Source organism: Mesorhizobium sp. LjRoot246, assembly GCF_964254115.1.
GTDB lineage: Bacteria > Pseudomonadota > Alphaproteobacteria > Rhizobiales > Rhizobiaceae > Mesorhizobium.
In genome coordinates this window covers 3,992,430-4,013,676 of sequence record NZ_CAXUSN020000001.1, presented here as the reverse complement: position 1 = coordinate 4,013,676, position 21,247 = coordinate 3,992,430, and the positions used below count along the sequence as shown (strand labels likewise).

The 21,247-nt window shown below is 62.6% G+C and carries 17 protein-coding genes; 6 read left to right on the top strand and 11 right to left on the bottom strand.

Annotated features, from left to right (window positions below; translation table 11 throughout):
• Nucleotides 1-168 precede the first annotated feature (168 nt).
• The 4 genes from ACSQ3L_RS19425 to lexA all read left to right on the top strand — a co-directional run bounded on the left by ACSQ3L_RS19425 (nucleotide 169) and on the right by lexA (nucleotide 5,143).
• On the top strand, nucleotides 169-1,794 hold the full coding sequence (locus ACSQ3L_RS19425; protein WP_436161412.1) for an AMP-binding protein: 1,626 nt from the start codon (nucleotides 169-171) through the stop codon (nucleotides 1,792-1,794).
• On the top strand, nucleotides 1,791-2,627 hold the full coding sequence (gene kynA / locus ACSQ3L_RS19420; RefSeq protein WP_436161411.1) for a tryptophan 2,3-dioxygenase: 837 nt from the start codon (nucleotides 1,791-1,793) through the stop codon (nucleotides 2,625-2,627). Before ACSQ3L_RS19425 ends, kynA begins: the two co-directional genes overlap by 4 nt.
• A gap of 81 nt (nucleotides 2,628-2,708) precedes the next feature.
• Nucleotides 2,709-3,956 carry a kynureninase gene (gene kynU / locus ACSQ3L_RS19415; protein ID WP_436161410.1) on the top strand — a complete coding sequence of 416 codons (1,248 nt, stop codon included), beginning with the start codon at nucleotides 2,709-2,711 and terminating at the stop codon, nucleotides 3,954-3,956.
• Nucleotides 3,957-4,402: 446 nt separating this feature from the next.
• Nucleotides 4,403-5,143, top strand: a complete 741-nt coding sequence (gene lexA / locus ACSQ3L_RS19410) for a transcriptional repressor LexA (RefSeq protein WP_436161409.1) — start codon at nucleotides 4,403-4,405, stop codon at nucleotides 5,141-5,143.
• Here lexA and ACSQ3L_RS19405 read toward each other — a convergent pair.
• The gene (locus ACSQ3L_RS19405; protein ID WP_436161408.1) at nucleotides 5,137-7,602 is read right to left on the bottom strand and encodes a ComEC/Rec2 family competence protein; all 2,466 of its coding nucleotides are present in this window, start codon (nucleotides 7,600-7,602) and stop codon (nucleotides 5,137-5,139) included. The two genes, lexA and ACSQ3L_RS19405, sit on opposite strands and share 7 nt — an antisense overlap.
• Nucleotides 7,603-7,705: 103 nt before the next feature.
• Between ACSQ3L_RS19405 and gltX the strand changes: the two genes are divergently transcribed.
• Entirely contained in the window at nucleotides 7,706-9,130 is a 1,425-nt protein-coding gene (gene gltX / locus ACSQ3L_RS19400) for a glutamate--tRNA ligase (protein ID WP_436161407.1), read from the top strand.
• A gap of 185 nt (nucleotides 9,131-9,315) precedes the next feature.
• The gene (gltA, locus tag ACSQ3L_RS19395; protein ID WP_292177476.1) at nucleotides 9,316-10,644 is read left to right on the top strand and encodes a citrate synthase; all 1,329 of its coding nucleotides are present in this window, start codon (nucleotides 9,316-9,318) and stop codon (nucleotides 10,642-10,644) included.
• Between the two features lie 55 nt (nucleotides 10,645-10,699).
• On the opposite strand, the gene lpxB is transcribed toward gltA, so the two are convergent.
• The 10 genes from lpxB to frr form a co-directional block, all read right to left on the bottom strand.
• Nucleotides 10,700-11,878, bottom strand: coding sequence for a lipid-A-disaccharide synthase (lpxB, locus tag ACSQ3L_RS19390; protein ID WP_436161406.1), 1,179 nt, complete (start codon nucleotides 11,876-11,878; stop codon nucleotides 10,700-10,702).
• Entirely contained in the window at nucleotides 11,871-12,788 is a 918-nt protein-coding gene (locus ACSQ3L_RS19385; protein WP_436161405.1) for an LpxI family protein, read from the bottom strand. The genes lpxB and ACSQ3L_RS19385 overlap by 8 nt, the downstream gene beginning before the upstream one ends.
• Nucleotides 12,760-13,593 carry an acyl-ACP--UDP-N-acetylglucosamine O-acyltransferase gene (gene lpxA / locus ACSQ3L_RS19380; protein WP_436161404.1) on the bottom strand — a complete coding sequence of 278 codons (834 nt, stop codon included), beginning with the start codon at nucleotides 13,591-13,593 and terminating at the stop codon, nucleotides 12,760-12,762. The genes ACSQ3L_RS19385 and lpxA overlap by 29 nt, the downstream gene beginning before the upstream one ends.
• Before the next feature lie 13 nt (nucleotides 13,594-13,606).
• Complete coding sequence (gene fabZ / locus ACSQ3L_RS19375) at nucleotides 13,607-14,074, bottom strand: 3-hydroxyacyl-ACP dehydratase FabZ (protein ID WP_027036657.1); 468 nt, start codon at nucleotides 14,072-14,074, stop codon at nucleotides 13,607-13,609.
• A complete protein-coding gene (lpxD, locus tag ACSQ3L_RS19370; protein ID WP_436161403.1) occupies nucleotides 14,067-15,125 on the bottom strand; it encodes a UDP-3-O-(3-hydroxymyristoyl)glucosamine N-acyltransferase in 1,059 nt (352 codons plus the stop codon). The genes fabZ and lpxD overlap by 8 nt, the downstream gene beginning before the upstream one ends.
• Before the next feature lie 75 nt (nucleotides 15,126-15,200).
• Nucleotides 15,201-17,570, bottom strand: coding sequence for an outer membrane protein assembly factor BamA (bamA, locus tag ACSQ3L_RS19365; protein ID WP_436161402.1), 2,370 nt, complete (start codon nucleotides 17,568-17,570; stop codon nucleotides 15,201-15,203).
• Between the two features lie 217 nt (nucleotides 17,571-17,787).
• Entirely contained in the window at nucleotides 17,788-18,930 is a 1,143-nt protein-coding gene (gene rseP / locus ACSQ3L_RS19360; RefSeq protein WP_436161401.1) for an RIP metalloprotease RseP, read from the bottom strand.
• A 102-nt stretch (nucleotides 18,931-19,032) separates the two neighbouring features.
• On the bottom strand, nucleotides 19,033-19,848 hold the full coding sequence (locus ACSQ3L_RS19355; RefSeq protein ID WP_436161400.1) for a phosphatidate cytidylyltransferase: 816 nt from the start codon (nucleotides 19,846-19,848) through the stop codon (nucleotides 19,033-19,035).
• Nucleotides 19,845-20,579 (bottom strand): isoprenyl transferase, encoded by a 735-nt coding sequence (locus tag ACSQ3L_RS19350; protein ID WP_436161399.1) that lies wholly within the window; start codon nucleotides 20,577-20,579, stop codon nucleotides 19,845-19,847. Before ACSQ3L_RS19350 ends, ACSQ3L_RS19355 begins: the two co-directional genes overlap by 4 nt.
• Nucleotides 20,580-20,614: 35 nt before the next feature.
• Nucleotides 20,615-21,169, bottom strand: coding sequence for a ribosome recycling factor (frr, locus tag ACSQ3L_RS19345; RefSeq protein WP_292177496.1), 555 nt, complete (start codon nucleotides 21,167-21,169; stop codon nucleotides 20,615-20,617).
• Nucleotides 21,170-21,247 lie beyond the last annotated feature (78 nt).

The following is a 21,247-nucleotide window of genomic DNA, read 5'->3' as shown; positions in this document are numbered from 1 at the left end:
GGTCTGCTGTGCTGCCCAAAACATGCAGATGTCCGCCCTATTCGGGTGGCAACGTCGAGCAAGGTTTGACTGAGCGGCACGAAGCCTCCTCTGGGAAACAGGACACCTTTTCCACCACACCGGCCAGGCATCTCGCCCTGGTCAGGCAGCAGACGGGATAGCGGCGACATGCTTGGGCCTTCAGCGCATATCGACACGTTCACGCGCGATCACCTGCCGCCGCCGGAGCAATGGCCGGACTTCCTTCTGGATGGCTTCGACTATCCCGAACGCCTCAACGCCGGTGTCGAACTGACCGACAGGCTGGTCGAGAAAGGGCTGGGCGACCACACCGCACTGATCGGCAATGGCCGCCGCCGCACCTACAAGGAACTGTCCGACTGGACGAACAGGCTGGCCCATGCGCTGGTCGAGAATTATGGCGTCAAGCCGGGCAACCGGGTGCTGATCCGCTCGGCCAACAACCCCGCAATGGTCGCCTGCTGGCTGGCTGCCACCAAGATCGGCGCCGTGGTCGTCAACACCATGCCGATGCTGCGCGCCGGCGAGCTCGCCAAGATCGTCGACAAGGCTGAAATCACCGTCGCGCTCTGCGACACAAGGCTGATGGACGAGATGACCGCCTGCGCCAAGGGCAGCGCGTTCTTGAAACAGGTTATTGGCTTCGACGGCACCGCCAACCATGATGCCGAACTCGATCGTGCCGCGCTCGACAAGCCGGTGACGTTTCGCGCCGTCGACACCGGCCGCGACGACGTCGCCCTGCTCGGCTTCACCTCGGGCACGACCGGCGTGCCGAAGGCGACGATGCATTTTCACCGCGACCTCCTGATCATCGCCGACGCCTATGCCCGCGAAATCCTGGAGGTGACGCCGGACGACATCTTCGTCGGCTCGCCGCCGCTCGCCTTCACCTTCGGCCTTGGCGGGCTCGCCATCTTCCCGCTCCGCTTCGGCGCCGCGGCGACGCTGCTGGAACAGGCGACACCGCCCAACATGATCCACATCATCGAGACCTACAAAGCGACGATCTCCTTCACCGCGCCGACCGCCTACCGCGCCATGCTCAAGGCCATGGATGAAGGTGCCGATTTGTCATCGCTGCGCGTCGCCGTTTCGGCCGGCGAGACCTTGCCCGCTCCGGTTTTCGAAGAGTGGACGCAAAAGACCGGCAAGCCGATCCTCGACGGCATCGGTGCCACCGAGATGCTGCATATCTTCATCTCCAATCGCTTTGGCGACATGAAGCCCGCGTCGACCGGCAAGCCGGTAGGCGGCTACGAGGCGCGCATCGTCGACGACGAGATGCGCGAGCTGCCGCGCGGTGCGACCGGCAGGCTGGCGGTGCGTGGCCCGACCGGCTGCCGCTACTTGGCCGATGACAGGCAGAAGGAATATGTGCGCGACGGCTGGAACCTCACCGGCGACACCTTCATGCAGGACGAGGACGGCTTCTTCCATTTCGCCGCCCGCTCCGACGACATGATCGTCAGCGCCGGCTACAACATTGCCGGCCCCGAGGTCGAGGCCGCACTTCTGTCGCATCCGGACGTCGCTGAATGCGCTGTCATTGGCGCAGACGATGCCGAACGCGGCCAGATCGTCGAGGCGCATGTCGTGCTGGTGCAGGGCGTGGCGCCTGACGCATTGACCACCAAGCGCCTGCAGGACCATGTCAAAGCGACGATCGCGCCCTACAAATATCCGCGATCGGTAAAATTCATCGCCGCTCTGCCCAAGACCCAGACCGGCAAGATCCAGCGCTTCCGGCTGCGCAAGGAGAAGATCCATTGAGCGAGCCCTACGATCCGGCGTCCGAAGGCGCACAGATGTCGTTCAAGGAGCGCATGTCCTACAGCGACTATCTGCACCTGGAGAAAGTGCTGGAGGCGCAGACGCCGCTGTCGTCGGCGCATGACGAGATGCTGTTCATCATCCAGCACCAGACCTCGGAACTGTGGATGAAGCTTGCTTTGCATGAGATCGGCGCCGCGATCCGCTCCATCCGCGCCGACCGGCTTGAGCCGAGCTTCAAGATGCTGTCGCGCGTCGCACGCATTTTCGAGCAGTTGAACAATGCCTGGGATGTGCTGCGGACGATGACGCCCAGCGAATACACCGAGTTCCGCGACGCGCTCGGCCAGTCCTCGGGTTTCCAGTCCTGGCAGTATCGCGCCATCGAATTCATGGCCGGCAACCGTAACCTCGCCATGCTCGGGCCGCACAAGCACCGGCCGGACCTCAGCGGGAAGCTGGAGGCGATCCTGGCCGAGCCTTCGCTCTACGATGAGGCACTGCTGCTGCTTGCCCGCAACGGATTCGACATCGGTGCTGATGCCAGGCGTACGGACTGGCGAGAAACCCGCGCCGAGAATGAAGCAGTCTTGGTTGCTTGGCAGACCATCTATCGCGATCCGCAGCGCTACTGGATGTTCTACGAACTGGCTGAGAAACTGGTCGACTTCGAGGACTATTTCCGCCGCTGGCGCTTCAACCACGTCACCACGGTCGAGCGCATCATCGGCCTGAAACGCGGCACCGGCGGCACGTCGGGTGCTTCGTATCTGAAGAAGATGCTCGAGGTCGTGCTGTTCCCGGAGTTGTGGAACGTTCGCACCCGGCTCTGACATATCGAAATAGGACAGGCACAGTAAGGAGGACGCGCTCGTGGCGGGAATCCTTTGCGAACAACCGAGGACTGACTGACCATGAGTGGAATTCCCGATCTCGCTGCAATCGAGGCGATGGATGCCACGGATCCGCTGCGCGCCATGCGCGATCGTTTCATACTGCCTGAAGGGGTGATCTATCTGGACGGCAATTCACTGGGAGCGGCCTCGCATGCCGTCCTCGGCGAGCTGCAACAGGCGGCGACGCAGGAATGGGGCCACGATCTCATCCGAGCCTGGAATACAGCCGGATGGTTCGAGATGCCGATCGAACTCGGCGACCAACTCGGGCGCCTGATCGGAGCCGCGGCCGGCCAGACCGTGGTCTGCGACACGACGTCGACCAACATCTACAAGGTGCTGCATGCGGCGCTGGAGATGCGGCCCGGTCGATCGGCCATCGTCGCCGAGGGTGACAGTTTTCCTACCGACCTGTACATCGCCGAAGGCGTGGCCTCGACCCGAGATGGCGTCTTGTTGCGCCTTGCCGGCGTCGACGCACCAACCATCGAAGAGCTGATCGATGAAAACGTCGCGGTGGTGCTGGTCAATCACGTCAACTACAAATCAGGTGAACTGCGCGACATGGCGGCGCTGACCCGCAAGGCTCATGCAGCCGGAGCGTTGATCATCTGGGACCTTTGCCATACCGCGGGTGCCCTGCCCGTCGAACTCGACCATGCAAAGGCCGATTTCGCCATCGGCTGCACCTACAAGTACCTCAATGGCGGTCCGGGCGCGCCGGCCTTCATCTACGCCGCGCGGCGTCACCACGGCGAGATCAGCCAACCACTCACCGGCTGGTGGGGCCATGCGCGGCCCTTTGCGTTCGAACGAGGCTATGTTGCCGGCACCGGTATTCGCCGCTTTCTGTGCGGCACGCAGCCGGTGCTGTCGATGCGGGCGCTCAAGGGTGCGCTTGCCATCTGGGACGACGTCGACATGCCGGAATTGCGAAAGAAGAGCGTCGCGCTGACCGAACTGTTCATCCAGCTCGTCGAAGCGAAGTGCGGCGCCTATGGTCTCACCCTGGAAAGCACCCGCGACGCTACTAGGCGCGGCAGCCAGGTGTCGTTCCTTCACGATCATGGCTATCAAATCATGCGGGCGCTGATCGAGCGCGGGGTGATCGGTGATTTCCGCGCGCCGTCGACCATACGTTTCGGATTTACGCCGCTCTATGTCGGCTACAAGGATGTGTGGCTGGCGGTTGAAGTGCTGGAAGACATTCTGCGCACAAATGCATGGCAAGACCAGCGTTTTGCCGTCAAGGAGGCCGTTACCTGACGCAGCCCTCTCGCCGATTGTTGTCGCCGACTTACCTCCTGGTCGGATGACCGAGGGACGAATTTCTAGCTCGCAAATGCATTCCCCGCCGGGCTGCCGCGCTGGGTGCAATAATTAACCAAGGTTGGCATTTTGGCTTCGTTTCGTTCACGGCAAGCGAACGCCGGGAAAGCTGGGAAATGCCCCGGCTGCGGGTCCATCAGCGGCTGATGCCACGCCTGGGATGAGGGTAGGGCCACAGCCTATTAACCATAATAATTTCAATGCCGGCAAGCGCAGTACGGCGGCGCGCAATCGTGCGTGCGGCTCGCTGGCCACCACCGAATAATTTCGGCCCCCTTAATAAATTCATTAAACTTTAAACAGTTGCAGAACACAACTGGAACAGATAGGGTTTGTTCTGGGTTTGTTTTTCGATTCTGGTTTCAGGCAACCTGGGGGCCGCCATGCTGACACGCAAGCAACATGAACTGCTGATGTTCATCCATGAACGCCTGAAGGAGAGCGGCATTCCGCCGTCCTTCGACGAGATGAAGGAGGCGCTCGATCTTGCCTCCAAATCCGGGATTCACCGGCTGATCACGGCACTCGAGGAGCGCGGCTTCATTCGCCGGCTGCCCAACCGGGCACGCGCGCTGGAAGTGCTGCGGCTGCCGGATTCGATCGCGCCCGGCCTCAACGCGGCAAAGAAGTTTTCGCCAAGCGTCATCCAGGGCAGCCTCGGTCAGGGTGGTGGTCTGGGCCGGCAGCTCAAGCCGGCGCCTTCGCGGATGCCTTCGCCCGGTAATGACGACGACGCGGTCTCCGCAGTGTCGATCCCGGTCATGGGCCGCATCGCCGCCGGTGTGCCGATCGATGCCATCCAGCATCAGACGCATTCGATCTCGGTGCCGCCGGACATGATCATGGGTGGCGAGCACTATGCGCTGGAAGTCAAGGGCGACTCGATGATCGAGGCCGGTATCTTCGACGGCGACACCGTCATCATTCGCAACGCAAACACGGCGAGCCCCGGCGAGATCATCGTGGCGCTGGTGGATGAAGAGGAAGCGACGCTGAAGCGGTTCCGCCGCAAGGGTGCCTCGATTGCGCTGGAAGCCGCCAATCCGGCCTACGAGACACGGATTTTCGGGCCGGACAGGGTCAAGGTGCAGGGCAAACTCGTCGGCCTGATCCGCCGCTACTGAGACGTCTGCGGACTGACCATTGGCTTCTCGGGTTTCTTGAAGGGTGGCAGGCCCCTCGCCTCGCGCGAGAATTTGCGTTGCGCGTGCCAGGGCCGATATGGGCTGTCCACCGCGAAGCTAATCGTCGCCGGCGTGGTTGCCGATTGGCGATCGAAGAAGATCGCGGCACTGCCTTTGCGAGCCAGTTGCCGCTTGGTGACCACGAGAACTAGCGGGTTGTGGCAGGCGTCATACGCGGTGGCGTCGTTGATGACGATCAGGTCTGCGAAGCCGCAGGTTTTCCACGTGTCTTTCCGGTCTTCGATATAGGCAATGATCGCGCCGGACGGGTGCTTGGCCAGACAAACGCCCGAGGTGCAATAGAACGGCGATCCCGGCGGCAGTTCTGTGGCATCCGCGATCTCGAATTGTCCGTCACCCTTGTCAAACACCTCCGGCACGATGATGGTTTCGGATATCAGCGCGCGTTTCCAGTTGTCGACCGTGAATTCGTTCGGCCGTGCGCGGCTGACGGCGAGCTCGCCGCCGCCGATTGGCAGCGCCACCAGCCTGGCGTCCTCCGAGATCAGCACGTCGGGCGTGCGTGTGTCCGAGACGGTCAACAGGCCGGCAAGCGCGACTGGGATGGCTGCGAGCCGCAGCCATGTCGTCGCCATCGTCGCAGTGACCAGGGCGATCGCTACCAGCAGGACGGACTGCTGCGAAATCAATCCGACCGCATCGACAGGCGAACGCTCGGAGATCCACCCCGATATGGCGATCATCATCGTCAGGCCCTTACCCATCAGATAGAGGGCCGGCCAGTCCAACCCGAACGGCATCAGCAGCGCGCTGGCAACGGCCAGAAACATGACGACTGTCACGATCGGCATTATCGCCAGATTGGCGAACAGGCTGAGTGGCGACACACGCTGAAAGTGCCAGATGGCAAACAGCGCCGTCGCGCCGCCGGCGATGATGGAAGTCATGGAAAGGCCGCCTGCCGCCAGCAGGAATTTTCGCGTCAGGAAACCGGACAGCGATCGCTTTGGCGGCGGCGGTCTCGTTTTCCCCGCGCGATGATCCGACCAGCCGGCATAGGCACCGACCAGCGCCGCGGTCGCGGCAAAGGACATCTGGAAACTCGGGCCGACCACCTCATGCGGCGACACCACGATGACGGCTATCGCCGAGATCGCCAGGTTGCGCATGGTGAGCGCTGCCCGATCGAACAGCACGGCAATCAGCATCACCGCCAGCATGATGAAGCTACGCTCGGCGGCGACGACGATGCCTGAGATGACGAGGTAGGCGGCAATCGAGAACAGTGCCGCGGCGGCGGCATATTTCTTGACCGGTCGGCGCGCGGAAAAATCCGGAAACAGGGCGAAGGCGCCGCGCAGCAAACCCATGATGGTTCCTGCGACCAACGCCATGTGCAGTCCGGAAATGGAAATGATGTGGTAGATGCCGGTCCGCCGCATTGCTTCGTTGATGTCATCGGGGATGCCGGCGCGCACGCCGACGATCAGTGCCGCTGCGATCTCGCCTTCGGCGCCACCGACGCTGCCTCTGATGTGGTCGGCGATGGCTTCACGGGCTTTTTCGATCCTCGAGGAAAGGCGGGCCGCCAGCGGCATGTCATCGTCATCGGTGATGACAAGCTTTGGATTGCCGAGAAAGAACCCGCTGCCGCCGATGCCGGCGAAATAGCTGTCGAAGGAGAAATCGTAACTGTCCGGCCGCACCGGACCGGTCGGCGGCAACAGCTTGGCATATCCAGTGATGAGGGACCCGGCGGTTATGTCTGCCGGGATCTTTCGTGCCGAAAGCCGCACCCGCTTCGGCGCATAGCGCAGTTTCGGCCTTGCGGTCGACGCCACGTCGATGGTCAGCCGGATACGACCGCTCTCCATCCGGTCGATCGAGACCACCCGGCCGGTCACTTGCGTCGAGATTTCCGAACCCAGCATCTGCGTCCCCGCCCGCCACGTCTCGACCTTTGCGGCGAGCAGGCCGAGCGCGCACAACAGAGCGGCCATGAAGCACAGGTGGGTTTTCGGCCAGGAGCGAGAGACGAGCGCACAGAGCGCCGTCAATGCGGCGACCGCGACAGGTTTCGCAAAGCCGGGCTCCGCCGCCAGCGAAAAATAACCGATCGCTCCGATCGCCAGGCAGACCGGCACCAGCAGGAAAGCGATGCCCCGGTCGAGTTCCAGGCTTGCTGCCGTGGTCACGTGGTGGCGCAGGCGAGGCAGTGATGTTCGGCCGATCTGCCGGCGCACGCGCACGATCCTGCCGGTTTCGGCGACTGGACCAGGGGCGGAGACTTCCGCCTGCAAAGGCGCCTTGCCGGGGTCTGGCACCAGGGGCGATGATGGCGGCAGTGGGACCGGCAGCGGCGTCGCAAACAGGGACCGCTCGCTGACGCCGATGACAGCGTCCTCGCCCTGATCCGAGCCCCGGCCTCGTCCAGCCATCGGGTCTGCCCCTTGCGCCCTCGACACCCTATGCTACATGAACGCCGGGCGCGCGAAAGTCCGCGCAACCGCACCCCGCTTCAGATGGTTTTCCGAGAGTTCCATGTCCGACAAGGTCGTCACCCGTTTTGCCCCCTCGCCCACCGGCTATCTGCACATAGGCGGCGCGCGCACGGCGCTGTTCAACTGGCTGTATGCAAAGCACACCGGCGGCACGATGCTGCTACGCATCGAGGACACCGATCGCGAGCGTTCGACGGATGCTGCCACCGCGGCCATTCTCGACGGGCTTTCCTGGCTCGGATTGACCTGGGACGGCGAGCCGGTGTCGCAGTTCGAGCGTGCGCCGCGCCATCGCGAGGTGGCCGAGGAGCTCGTGCACATGGGCAAGGCCTATTATTGCTATGCCACGCCGGCCGAGCTGGAGGCCATGCGCGAGGCCGCCAGAGCCAAGGGCCTGCCGCCCCGCTATGACGGCCGCTGGCGCGACCGCGACCCCTCAGAGGCGCCTGCAGGCGCCAAGGGCGCCATCCGTATCAAGGCACCGACCGAGGGCGAGACGGTGGTGCACGACCGTGTCCAGGGCGAGGTACGCTTTCCCAACAAGGATCTCGACGATTTCATCATCCTGCGTTCGGACGGCAATCCGACCTATATGCATGCCGTCGTCGTCGACGATCACGACATGGGCGTCACACACATCATTCGCGGCGACGATCACCTGACCAACGCCGCCCGCCAGACCGTGATCTACAACGCCATGGGCTGGGGCGTGCCGTCCATGTCGCATATCCCGCTGATCCACGGCGCCGATGGCGCCAAGCTGTCGAAGCGGCACGGCGCGCTCGGCGTCGAGGCTTATCGCGCCATGGGCTACCTGCCGGAGGCGTTGCTGAACTACCTGGCGCGCCTCGGCTGGAGCCATGGCGACGACGAGATCATGTCGATCAAGGACATGATTTCCTGGTTCGACATCGGCGACGTCAACAAGGGCGCGGCTCGCTTCGATTTCGCCAAGCTGGAGGCGATCAACGGCGTCCACATGCGCCGCATGAGCGATGCCGAACTGTTCGATGTCTTTATCGCCACCCTGCCCTATCTCGAGGGCGGCCCGGCAATGGCCGCGCAGCTGAATGACCGCAACAAGGCGCAGTTGCTGGCAGCCCTTCCAGGCCTGAAGGAGCGCGCCAAGACGCTGGTCGAGCTCGTCGACGGCGCGGCCTTCCTGTTTGCCGCGCGACCGCTGCCGGTCGACGACAAGGCGGCCCTTCTGCTCAATGACGATGCCCGCAAGATCCTGCGCGGTGCTCACGAAGCTTTGAACGGGCTTACAGGTGGCTGGACAGCCGCTGCAGCGGAGGCCGCGATCCGCGAGGTTGCAGCGGCCGGTGGCCACAAGCTAGGCGCCGTGGCCCAGCCTTTGCGCGCCGCCCTGACCGGCAAGAGCACGTCGCCGGGCGTGTTCGACGTGCTCGCCGTGCTCGGCCGCGAGGAAAGCCTGGCGCGCATAGCAGATCAAATCGATTAGGGGCAAACTGGCCCAAGAAGATTGGCATTGAAAGGCGGGTTTCGCAGTGCAACATTAGGCCTTGGCCCAATCTGGCACGCACCTCCTAAAATGCGGTGGCGAATACGCGCATTGCGGTGATTTTCGACGTGTCGCTTTGCAGAATTTTGCCTTTGCCGGCATGAGGAAACAAGAAGGAGTTTGCAATGACCGAAGCTGCTAAAAAACTGGATTTGGGCGGCAAGACCCAGGGGGCCACGGCAACGCTTGAATTCGCCGGCAAGACGCATGAATTCAAGGTGCGAAGCGGCTCGGTCGGGCCAGATGTCATCGACATTGCCTCGCTCTACTCGACCACCGGCGCGTTCACCTACGATCCCGGCTTCACCTCGACCGCAAGCTGCGAATCCGAAATTACCTTCATCGACGGCGACGCCGGCATCCTCTTGCACCGCGGCTATCCAATCGACCAGTTGGCCGAACACGGCGACTTCCTCGAGGTTTGCTACCTCCTGCTCTATGGCGAACTGCCGACCAAGGCGCAGAAGGACGATTTCGATTACCGCGTGACGCGCCACACCATGGTGCATGAGCAGATGTCGCGCTTTTTCACCGGCTTCCGCCGCGACGCGCACCCGATGGCGGTGATGTGCGGCGTGGTCGGCGCGTTGTCGGCCTTCTACCACGACTCCACCGACATTTCCGACCCTTACCAGCGCATGGTCGCTTCCATGCGGCTGATCGCCAAGATGCCGACGATCGCGGCGATGGCCTACAAATACCACATCGGCCAGCCCTTCATTTACCCGAAGAACGAGTTGAACTTCGCCGCCAACTTCCTGCATATGTGCTTCGCGGTGCCGTGCGAGGAATACAAGATCAACCCGGTGCTGGCGCGCGCCATGGAGCGCATCTTCATCCTGCACGCCGATCACGAGCAGAATGCCTCGACCTCGACCGTCCGTCTCGCCGGCTCTTCGGGCGCCAATCCGTTCGCCTGCATCGCCGCCGGCATAGCCTGCCTGTGGGGTCCGGCGCATGGCGGCGCCAATGAGGCCGCGCTCAACATGCTGGGCGAGATCGGCCATGTCGACCACATCCCCGAGTTCATCGCCCGTGCCAAGGACAAGGACGATCCGTTCCGGCTGATGGGCTTTGGCCATCGCGTCTACAAGAACTACGATCCGCGCGCCAAGATCATGCAGAAGACCGCGCACGAGGTTCTGGGCGAACTCGGCATCAAGGACGATCCGCTGCTCGACATCGCCATGGAACTGGAAAAGATCGCGCTGACCGATTCCTATTTCATCGAAAAGAAGCTCTACCCGAACGTCGACTTCTATTCCGGCATCACGTTGAAGGCGCTGGGCTTCCCCACCACCATGTTCACCGTGCTGTTCGCGGTCGCCCGCACCGTCGGCTGGATCGCGCAGTGGAAAGAGATGATCGAGGATCCGCGCCAGAAGATCGGCCGCCCGCGCCAGCTCTATACCGGTGCGCCGGAGCGTGACTACGTGCCGATCGCCAAGCGGTGAATTAGGAAATAGTGAGTAGTGAGTAGTGAGTAGTGAAGTCGGCCATTTCTACTGACTACTCACTACTCACTCTCTTAACATACCGCATCACTACCTGAGCCGCGATCTCGCCGGAGGGTTTGTCCGTCGTCATGCGCCGCGCGATCTCGGCAAATCCGTCCTTCTGCCAGGCGCGCATGCCGCTGTCGGCGAACAGTGCTTCCAATTGCCGGGCCAGATTGTTCGGCCTGACGTACTCGTCGTAGAATTCCGGAATCAAGGCTCGATCCGAGATCAGATTGGGCAGCAGCGCCGACCACACGGAAACGAGATACGACGCCACGACGCGCGCGACCGGGTCGAGCCTGTAGCAGGAAATCATCGGCACGCCGGCCAATGCCAGTTCGAGCGATACGGTTCCGGACGCGATCAGCGCCGCATCGGCCTTGCCGAAAGCCTGCCATTTACGCTGGGGATCGACGATGATCTCAGGCTTTTCATCCCAACGGTTGACCGAGGATTTGACGAGGTCGGCGACATGCGGAACCGTCGGCAGCAGCAGGCGCAGGCGATGGCCGCGTGCGCGCAGCATCGACACCGTCTCGCCGAACGGGTCGAGCAGGCGCCGCACCTCACCACGCCGCGAACCGGGCAGGACGAGCAGGGTCTTGATGCGGTCAGGAGAAAGGTCGCGCGGCAGTTCCTGCGCCTTGGCCGCGGCAAGTACACCCGCATCATGGGTCAGGCGATGCCCGACATAGGTGCCGGGCGGGCCGCCCAGCCGCTCGAGTTCCTTCACCTCAAACGGCAGGATGCAGAGAATATGATCGACATAAGGCTTCATCGCCACCGCCCTGCCCGGCCGCCATGCCCACACGCTTGGGCAGACATAGTGGATGATCGGGATCGACGGGTTGGCCGCGCGCACCTTTTTGGCGACGCGAAGCGAAAAGTCCGGGCTGTCGATGGTGACGAGGCAGTCGGGCTTCTCGTCCGCAACCGTCTTGGCCAGTTGATTGATCCGCCGCATCAGGCGCGGCAGGTCGCGCAGCACGGCGCTGAACCCCATGAGGGCGACCTCGCCGGCATCGAATGGCGGCACTAGTCCCAGCGCCTGCAAATGGCGGCCGCCAAGGCCGAGGAGTTGCACTTCGCGCCCGCTAGCCTGCTTGAGCGAGCGCACGATGTCGGCGCCGAGAAGATCGCCGGACTCCTCGCCGGCAACGATGGCGATCTTCAAGGCCCTGTCAGCCATTGCGCGGCTCCGTCGCGGCGGGCAGGCCAATGACGAACAGGCCGAGTGCGTTGGCGCGCGCGATGGTTTCGGGGCCTTCGAGAACCAGCGAACGTCCCGCCTCGACGGCAATGCCGGCAAGCCCGGCCGCATGCACGGCTTCGATCGTCTGCGGACCGATGGAAGGAAGATCCGCGCGCAGTTCCTGACCGGGCTTGGCGCACTTGACCAGAACGCCGCGGGTCTTGCCCGCTAGACGGCCGTGGCCGCGCAACAGCTTCGCACGATCAAGCAGACTGGCCGTTCCTTCGATGCCTTCCAGCGCGATTGTCCGGCCACCAACGGCGATCGCCGCCTGGCCGATATCCAGCGCCCCGATGGCCTTTGCCGCTGCAAGGCCTGCCTCGATATCGCGCCAGTCCGATTTTCGTGGCTCGGCCTTGGTCAGTACACCTTCGGCGGCGACAAGGTTCGGCACGATTTCGTGGGCGCCGACCACCTTAATTCCACGCGCTTCGAGGCCTCGCGCCAGGACCTTCAGCAGGCCGTCGTCGCCACGCGCCAGCGCCATGACCACCAAAGGGACTACCGCGAGCAGGCTCAGACTGGGGCGCAGCGCAAGCAATCGCGGCCGGCGCTTGATCTCGCCTGCAAGCACCAGATGGGTGATCCGGTGCCGCCGCAGCAATGGGACCAGCGAGCCGATCCCTTCCAGGGCGAGGCTTTCATGCTCATAGCGGGAGAGCTCCGCCATGCGGTCGGCCTCGCCTTCCATCAGGATGACAAAGGGCGGATAACCCCGTTCGGTTGAACCGGCCGCGACTTCGACCGGCAGGCTGCCGCCGCCGGCAATGATGCCGACCCTGGAGCCCGGCGGAAGGTCAAGACGCGCTGCCGCCGTCTCAGTCTTCGTCATCGACATCGTCGCCATCGCCGCCCTTGAGCGACGGCACAGCATAGTGCCGCTTGCCGCGACTGGTGATGAAATCGATGATCTTCATGGCGGTCGGCGACGACGCGAACTCCGCCTTGGCGAATTCGATGTTCTCACCAACGGTGCGGGAGCGATCGAAGATCGTCCTGTAAGCCTTGCGCAGCACATGGATTTCGGACCTCGGCAGGCCGGAGCGCTTCAGGCCGATGATGTTGAGGCCGCGCAGGCTGGCGCGGTTGCCGACCGCGATGGCAAAGGGAATGACGTCGCCGACGATCGCCGAGCAGCCGCCCAAAAAGGCGTTGTCACCGATGCGGACGAACTGATGCACAGCCGTCAGGCCGCCGATATAGACGTTGTTGCCGACCTCGCAGTGGCCGCCCAGCGTCGCGCCATTGGCGAAGGTGGCGTTGTTGCCGACGACGCAATCATGGGCAATGTGGGCGTAGGCAAGGAAATTGCCATTGTCTCCGACCGTCGTCTCGCCGCGGCTGGAATCGGTGCCCAGATGCATGGTCACGCCTTCGCGGATCGTGCAGTTCTTGCCGATGACCAGCGTGGTGCGGCCGCCCTTGTGCTTGGTGTTCTGCGGCGGTGCGCCCAATGTCGCCATCGGATAGACCTTGGTCGAGGCACCGATCGATGTCGCGCCCATCACCGAAACATGGCTGACCAGTTCGACGCCGTCGCCGATCACCGCATCGGCGCCGACGTGGCAAAACGGCCCGATGCGCACGCCTTGGCCGATTTGGGCGCCTTCCTCTACAACCGAGGAGGCATGGATGGACGTCTTGATTTTCATAAGCATTCGATCGTCAGTCGCTGGTGACCATCATGGCTGAAATCTCGGCTTCGGCCGCCTTGGCGCCGTCTACCATGGCTTCACAAGCGAATTTGAGCAGGTTGCCGCGTTTCTTGATTTTCTTGACGTAGATTTTCAACTGGTCGCCGGGAACGACCGGTTTGCGGAATTTGGCGTTGTCGATGGTCAGGAAATAGACCAGCGACGGCTTTTCGGTGCCCAGGCTGCGGATGCAGATGGCGCCGGCGGTCTGCGCCATCGCCTCGACGATGAGCACACCCGGCATAACCGGCTGCTCGGGGAAATGACCCTGAAAATGCGGCTCGTTTATGGTCACGTTCTTGATGCCGACAGCGGACTCGTCGCCATCGATGTCGACGATGCGATCGATCATCAGGAACGGATAGCGGTGCGGCAGGAGCTTCATCAGCCCCATGATGTCGACCGCTTCCAGCGTCGTCGACGCGATCATGTCAGCCATTGCCTCCCTCGCCCTGTTTGCGGGTCCTGGCGAGCCTGCGCAGCATGGCTATTTCCCGCATCGCTTCCGCCATCGGCTGTGCCGGATAACCGCCCCAGATCTCGCCTGCAGGGACATTGCTCATAAATCCACTTCTGGCGGCAAGCTTGGCCCCTGTCCCTATGGTCAGATGATCCGCGAGCCCGACGCCGCCGCCCATGGTGACATTGTCACCAACCACCACGGAACCCGAAATACCCGAAAGCCCAGCTATTATGCAATTGCGGCCGATGCGGACGTTATGGGCGATCTGTACGAGATTGTCGATCTTGGTGCCCTGACCGATGATCGTATCGGACATAGCGCCGCGATCGACTGTGGTGTTGGAGCCGATCTCGACGTCGTCTTGAATGACGACACGGCCGATCTGCGGCACGCGTTCGGGACCTTTGGCACCACCGACGAAGCCAAAACCATCCTGGCCGATCCTGGCGCCGCCATGGATGATGACGCGGTTGCCGATCAAGGCATATTGGATGCTGGCGCCCGGGCCGACGTAGCCGTCGCGGCCGATCTGGCAGGATTGCCCGATGACCGCGTTGGGCGCGATGACGGTGCCGCCGCCGATCGAAGCACCCGGCCCGATGACAGCACCTGCCTCGATGATGGCACCGGCTTCGACATGCGCCGTCGCATCGACATGAGCATGCGGCGAGACGCCGGTTTCACTTGTCATCGGCCCCGGCGTCGCCGCCCTCGGAAACAGCAGACGTCCAACCAGCGCGAAGGCCTGCTGCGGACGCGGATGGACCAGCACGGCAACGCTGGCCGGCGCCTTGCCGGCGAATTCCGCCGGGCACAGGACCGCGGCCGCGCGCAGCGACGGCATCAGCGCGGAATTACGCTTGCCGTCGACAAAGACGAGCGCATTCTCGCCGCCTTCGCTGGCCGGCGCGAGTGCCTCGATGAAAATATCGGATTGGCCGGAATCGACAAGCACCGAGCCGGTCAGATTCGCGACTTCGCCCGCCGTATACCGGCGTGATGGCGCGAAGAACACCGGATCGGTCATTCCAGAAGCTATATCCAGCTAGGTCGGAACATTTCCCCCGGACCCGAAAGGCCCGGGAGCATCGTTAACCGCCGATCAGAAGCGGGTCGATATGCCGAAGTTGAATTCCTGCACGTCGTCGGAGGCTTCCTTCTTGACCGGGATCGCATAGTCGATACGGATCGGGCCGAACGGTGACGCCCACATCAGGCCGACACCGATCGAGGCGCGCAGCTTCATGTCGGTGCTCGATTGATTAACGTCGCTAGCCTTGACCTTGCTGCCGTAGAGCGTCGCCGCGTCGGCGAACACCGCGCCACGCAGGCCGAAGCTTTCCGGAACGACCGGCAGCGGGAACTGAGCTTCCGCCGAAGCATTGAAATAGGTCGTGCCGCCCAGATGGTCACCAGCATCTTCGCTGTCGACCGGACCGATGCCGCCATAGCCGAAGCCGCGGATCATGCGGTCGCTGCTCTGGAAGTGATCGAACACGCGCAGATCACCGCCGCCGTAGCCCTCGACATGACCGGCGCCGCCCGAAAGCAGCCCGACCAGATCGTACTGCTCGGACAACGTCTGGTAGATGCTGCCACGTCCAGTGATCTTGACGAACTTGGCGTCGCCACCGAGGCCTGCCACTTCCACCGTCGTGTTGGCATAAATACCCTCATGCGGGTTCTTCATGTCATCGATGGTGTTGTAGACCAGCCCCAGACTGACCGACGACTTGATCCATGGACTTTGGTCGATGCCGTCAAGGATAGCCGTGGAAACATGGCACTTGGCAGGATCATAAATGCCACCGGTCACGCAATCATCATCCAGCTCGTATTTCTCTTGCGAGATGTTGTAAGCCAGCTGGGTCGTGATGTTGTTGGTGATCGGCAGGCCGAAGCGCACCGTCGCGCCCACGGTGTCACTGTCGTAGTTGTCGTATTCCCTGGTCTGCTTGTAGATGTCGAAGCCGGCGGCGATGCGCCGTCCGAGGAAATAAGGCTCGGTGAAGGACAGGCTGTAGTCGCGAGAATTCTTGCCGCCGCCGGCCGACACCTTGATGAACTGGCCACGGCCGAGGAAGTTGCGCTCGGTGATCGATCCTTCGACGGACGGACCGGACGTGTCGCCACCGGTCGAATAACCGGCACCGACCGAGAATTCGCCGGTCGACTTCTCGACCACGTCGACCACCAGCACGACCTGGTCTGGCTGCGAACCAGGCACAGTCGAAATATCGACTTTGTCAAAGTAATTGAGGTCTTCCAGGCGCTTCTTCGCGCGCTGGATGAGCACCTGATTGAAGGCGTCGCCTTCACTGACGTCGAACTCGCGGCGAATGACATAGTCACGCGTGCGGTCGTTGCCGCGGATCTCGATGCGCTCGATATAGGCCTTGGTGCCCTGATCGATCGTGTAGACCACCGAAATGGTGTGATTCTCGAAATTGCGGTCGCCACGCGGCGTCACCTGCGCGAAGGCATAGCCGGAACCGGCCACCTTCTCGGTCAGCGCGATGATGGAATCCTCGACATTCTTGGCGTTGTAGACGTCGCCCTTGCGGGTCTCGATCACCGATTCCAACGCCTTGCCGTCGACTTCCGGGATCGTGCTCTCGACGCTGACATCACCGAACGTGTAACGGTCGCCTTCCTGAACGGTGATCGTGACCGTGTACTTGTTCGTCGCGCTATCAAGCTCGCCGACAGCGGACACGACCTGGAAGTCGGCATAGCCGTGATTGTAGTAGAAGCGCCGCAGCAGTTCCTGGTCGGCGCGCAGCTTGTCGTCGTCATAGACGTCGTCGCGCAGGATGAACGAAACCCAGGACGAACGTTTGGTCGTGATCACATCCGACAGGCGGCGGCTCGAATAGGCGCTGTTGCCGACGAAATTGATCGCCGCGATCTGCGTGCGATCGCCCTCGGTAATGTTGAAGACCACGTTTACGCGGTTGTCGCCGAGCTGCATGACCTGAGTGGTCACGGTCACGTCGTCGCGACCAATGCGCCTGTAGGCTGCCTTGACCGATTCCACGTCGGCATCGAGCGTCGCCTGCGAGAACGTTCCGCGCGGCTTCAGCTGCACCGCCATCGCCAGCGCATTGTCCTTGAGCTTCTTGTTGTTCTGGAACAGCACCTGGTTGACGACCTGGTACTCGGCAACCTTGACCACCAGCGTCGAGCCGACCTGGTTGATCTGCACATCCGAGAACAGGCCGGTGCCGAACAGCGCCTTGACCGCACTGTCGATGTCGGAACTGGAGAAGGCCTTGCCCGGCTTGATGGTGATGTAATTGCGGATGGTCTCAGCGTCGATACGCTGGTTGCCGCTCACTTCGACTCTGCTGACGACAGCCGCTTCGGCCGCCGATGTGGCAACGAACTGCACTGCGAGCGCGCCTGGCACGACAAGAGCCGCGGACAGGGTCACCGCGGAAGCGGCGCTCAGAAACTTGGATGCTGCCTTCATCGGGCTTAATAACCTTTTCTCGTAGTCCCCACGGCGAGAAAACCGGACGTGCGGTAATTTCCCCTACCGTATTAACCGGATTTTCCCTACACGCAAGGCTTCTGGTTAATTTGTATTTACTTAACCCTGCGGCGTGGCTTTCGCGTCACTCATATCCCCGTGCATGGTAAACGGCGTCTCAACATCGTCCATGCAGAAGCCAAATTTCTTCATGATTTCAGCACCCAAACAGATCGTTCCAGAAAACGAACCCCATGAAGCACAGCACCAGAAGCAACCCGGCCCGATAGGCCATTTCCATCATCCGTTCCGACACCGGACGGCGGATGACAGCCTCCACCCCGTAGAACAAGAGGTGGCCGCCGTCGAGGGGGGGAATCGGCAAAAGGTTCAGAATTCCGATGCCGACCGACAGCAACGCTACCAGCTGCACGAGCCATTCGAATCCGAGTTTCGCCGCCCTGCCGGCCATGTCGGCAATCTTCACCGGGCCGCCCAGCTGACACTTGTCTTCACGCCCGACGACAAAGCGTTGCAGGAACTGTCCAGTGCGCTGGATGACGTGCCCGGTTTCCTCGACAGCTGCTGCAACCGCCCCGACGGGCGTGTAGGTGACGAGCCGCGGCTGGCCGAGTTCCTTGTTGTTGACGACGCCTATCACGGCGACCTTGACCTTGTTGCCGAGCGCGTCTTCCTGTTCCATCAGCCGCGGCGCCGCGGTCACGGTGACTTCCTTGCCGTCGCGCAGCATGACGAAGGTGATGATATCGCCGGCGCGCCCCGACACCAGGCGCTGGACGTCGCCAAAGGTCTCTACCTTGGCGCCGTCGACGCTGACGAATCGGTCGCCGGGAAGGATGCCGGCCTTCGCCGCCGGGCTGTCGGCGGTCACCTCGGCCACCATTGGCTCCGCGACATAGCGGCCATAGGCGGTGAACAGCACGGCAAAGACGACGATCGTCAGCAGGAAATTGAACAGCGGCCCGGCCACCACCGTCGCCGCGCGCTTCCAGATAGGCTGCGTGTGGAAGGCGACCTTGCGCTCGTCCTCGGTGAGCGTTTCCAGCTCTTCCGACGTGGGCTGGCTCGAGGTGGCGCTCATGTCGCCGACGAATTTGACATAGCCGCCAAGCGGTATCGCGCACAGTTTCCAGCGCGTGCCGTGGCTGTCGTTGAAGCCGAAGAGTTCCGGGCCGAATCCGATCGAGAAGGCCCTGACGCCGATGCCGCACCAGCGCCCGACAAGGTAATGGCCCATTTCATGGACGAACACGACCACGGTCAGCACAAACAGGAACGGCACGAGCGTGCCCAGGACAAAGCCCTGTGTGCTGAAAAGCGCGTGAAGAATCTCGTTCAAGACAAATCCTCAAATTCTTCCATGGCGCAGATTCGCCGTGACTGTGACATCAATCAGGGCGAATCCAAGGCGCACCGCGCATTGGACCTGAAATGACACCACTCAAACGGGAAACAGACCCTGCGCCGGATGATCGGCGGTCGCCGAAATCCAGCCGATGACGTATAGGGCGAAAGCCGCCGCGACAAGCCCGTCGACACGATCCATGACGCCGCCATGACCCGGGATGAGCGCACCTGAATCCTTGTGGCCGTGGCGGCGCTTGACCCACGATTCGAACAGGTCGCCGGCCTGAGCGACAATTGAAAGCACCAACGCCACAAGGCCGACCAGTGCCAGATTGCCGACACCGGCGGCAGCGGCCAGAATCAGCCCCGCGACGACACCGCCGACAGCACCGCCGAACGCGCCGCTGCGCGTCTTGCCGGGCGAGATCGACGGCGCCAGTTTCGGCCCCCCAACCGCACGGCCGACGAAATACGCAAAAATATCGGTGGCCCAGACGACCGCGAACAGGAACAGGATGGCGACCAGTCCCGAACGGTCGCCGTCGCGCAGCAAAGCGAGCGACAGGCCTGAAACCGCGGCATAGGCAAGGCCGCTCGCATCCCATTGCCCGGTCTTGCGAACCGAGGCAGCAAGCGCCGTTGCGACAACCATCACCACGACAAGCGGCAGCAGCCAGGATGCGGCAAGGCCGGCAATCAAGGCGCCTATGAAGACAACCAGCAGCGCTTCCGGCAGGAAGCCCAGACCCGTGGCGCCGGCCGGGCGCGCCATGCGGGTCCATTCATAGAAGATCGCCGCCACGATCACGACGCACAGCAAGCGGAACGGCAGGCCGCCGAGCCAGGTCAAGCCAAGGGTGATGATGGCAAGCACGATCGCCGAAATGACGCGCAGCCGGAGATTGCTCATCCCGCGGCCGGTCGCGAAGCGACGTCCTGGCCCCCAAGTCCGCCGAAACGGCGTTCGCGGCTGGCAAATTCGCGCAAGGCCTCGGCAAGGTGCTCGTGGCTGAAGTCGGGCCAGTAGCAAGGCAGGAAGACCAGCTCGCTATAGGCGGCTTGCCACAGAAGGAAGTTCGACAGCCTGAGTTCGCCGCTGGTGCGGATGACAAGTTCCGGGTCGGGAATGCCTTGCGTGTCGAGAGCGCCGGCGAAGCTTTCGGCTGATATCGCTTCGCTCTCAAGTTCGCCACGCGCCACGGCTGCGGCAAGCTTGCGCGCCGTGCGCACGATCTCGTCGCGACCACCATAGTTGAAGGCGATCACCAGCGTCAGCGATTCATTCGCGGCAGTCAGCGATTCGGCCTCATCGAGCAGCCCCCTGATGTCCGACTGCAGCCCTGCCCTGTCGCCGATGATTCTGACCCGCACGCCGCTTTGATGCAGTTCGGCCAGGTCACGGCGGATGAACATTTTCAGGAGGCCCATCAGGTCGCTGACCTCGGATTTCGGCCGCGACCAGTTCTCCGACGAGAAGGCGTAAACGGTCAGGTAGGAGATGCCGAGCCCGGGTGCCGCGCGCACCGCCTTGCGCAGCGCCTCGACGCCGGCACGGTGGCCAGCAAGGCGCGGCATGCCGCGCGCCTTGGCCCAGCGTCCGTTTCCGTCCATGATGATCGCGACATGCGCGGGCGTTGTCATGTTCTCGCTTTCGGGTCAGCCCGTGGCCAAGACCCCTAAACCTGCATGATTTCAGCTTCCTTTTCGGAAAGCAGGTGGTCGATGGTGCTGATCGTGTCGTCGGTAAGTTTCTGGACCTGGTCGGAGCGCTTGCGCTGATCGTCCTCGCTGATGTCGCCGTCCTTCTCCGCCTTCTTCAGGAAGTCCATGCCGTCGCGGCGCACATGGCGCGCGGCAACCCGGGCATTTTCGGCGTAGGTGTGCGAGATCTTGACCAGTTCCTTGCGGCGCTGTTCGTTGAGTTCCGGCAGCGGAATCCTGAGGTTGGTGCCGTCGACGATCGGGTTGAAACCGAGATTGGATTCGCGGATGGCGCGGTCGACCGCGCCGACCATCGACTTGTCCCAGACCGATACCGAGATCATGCGCGGCTCCGGCACCGAGACGTTGGCCACCTGATTGATCGGCATGGTGGTGCCATAGGCCTGCACCTGGATCGCATCGAGCAGATTGCTGGAGGCGCGGCCGGTCCGCAGCGAGGCAAGATCATGTTTGAACGCGGCGATAGCCCCATCCATGCGCCGCTTGAGATCGTCGTACTCACCACTCATCTTAATCTCCTCGACCCGTCTAACGCGGGTTCACTGCTTCGGGTCGTGTTCGAGCCTGATTTTCGAAAACCAGCTTCC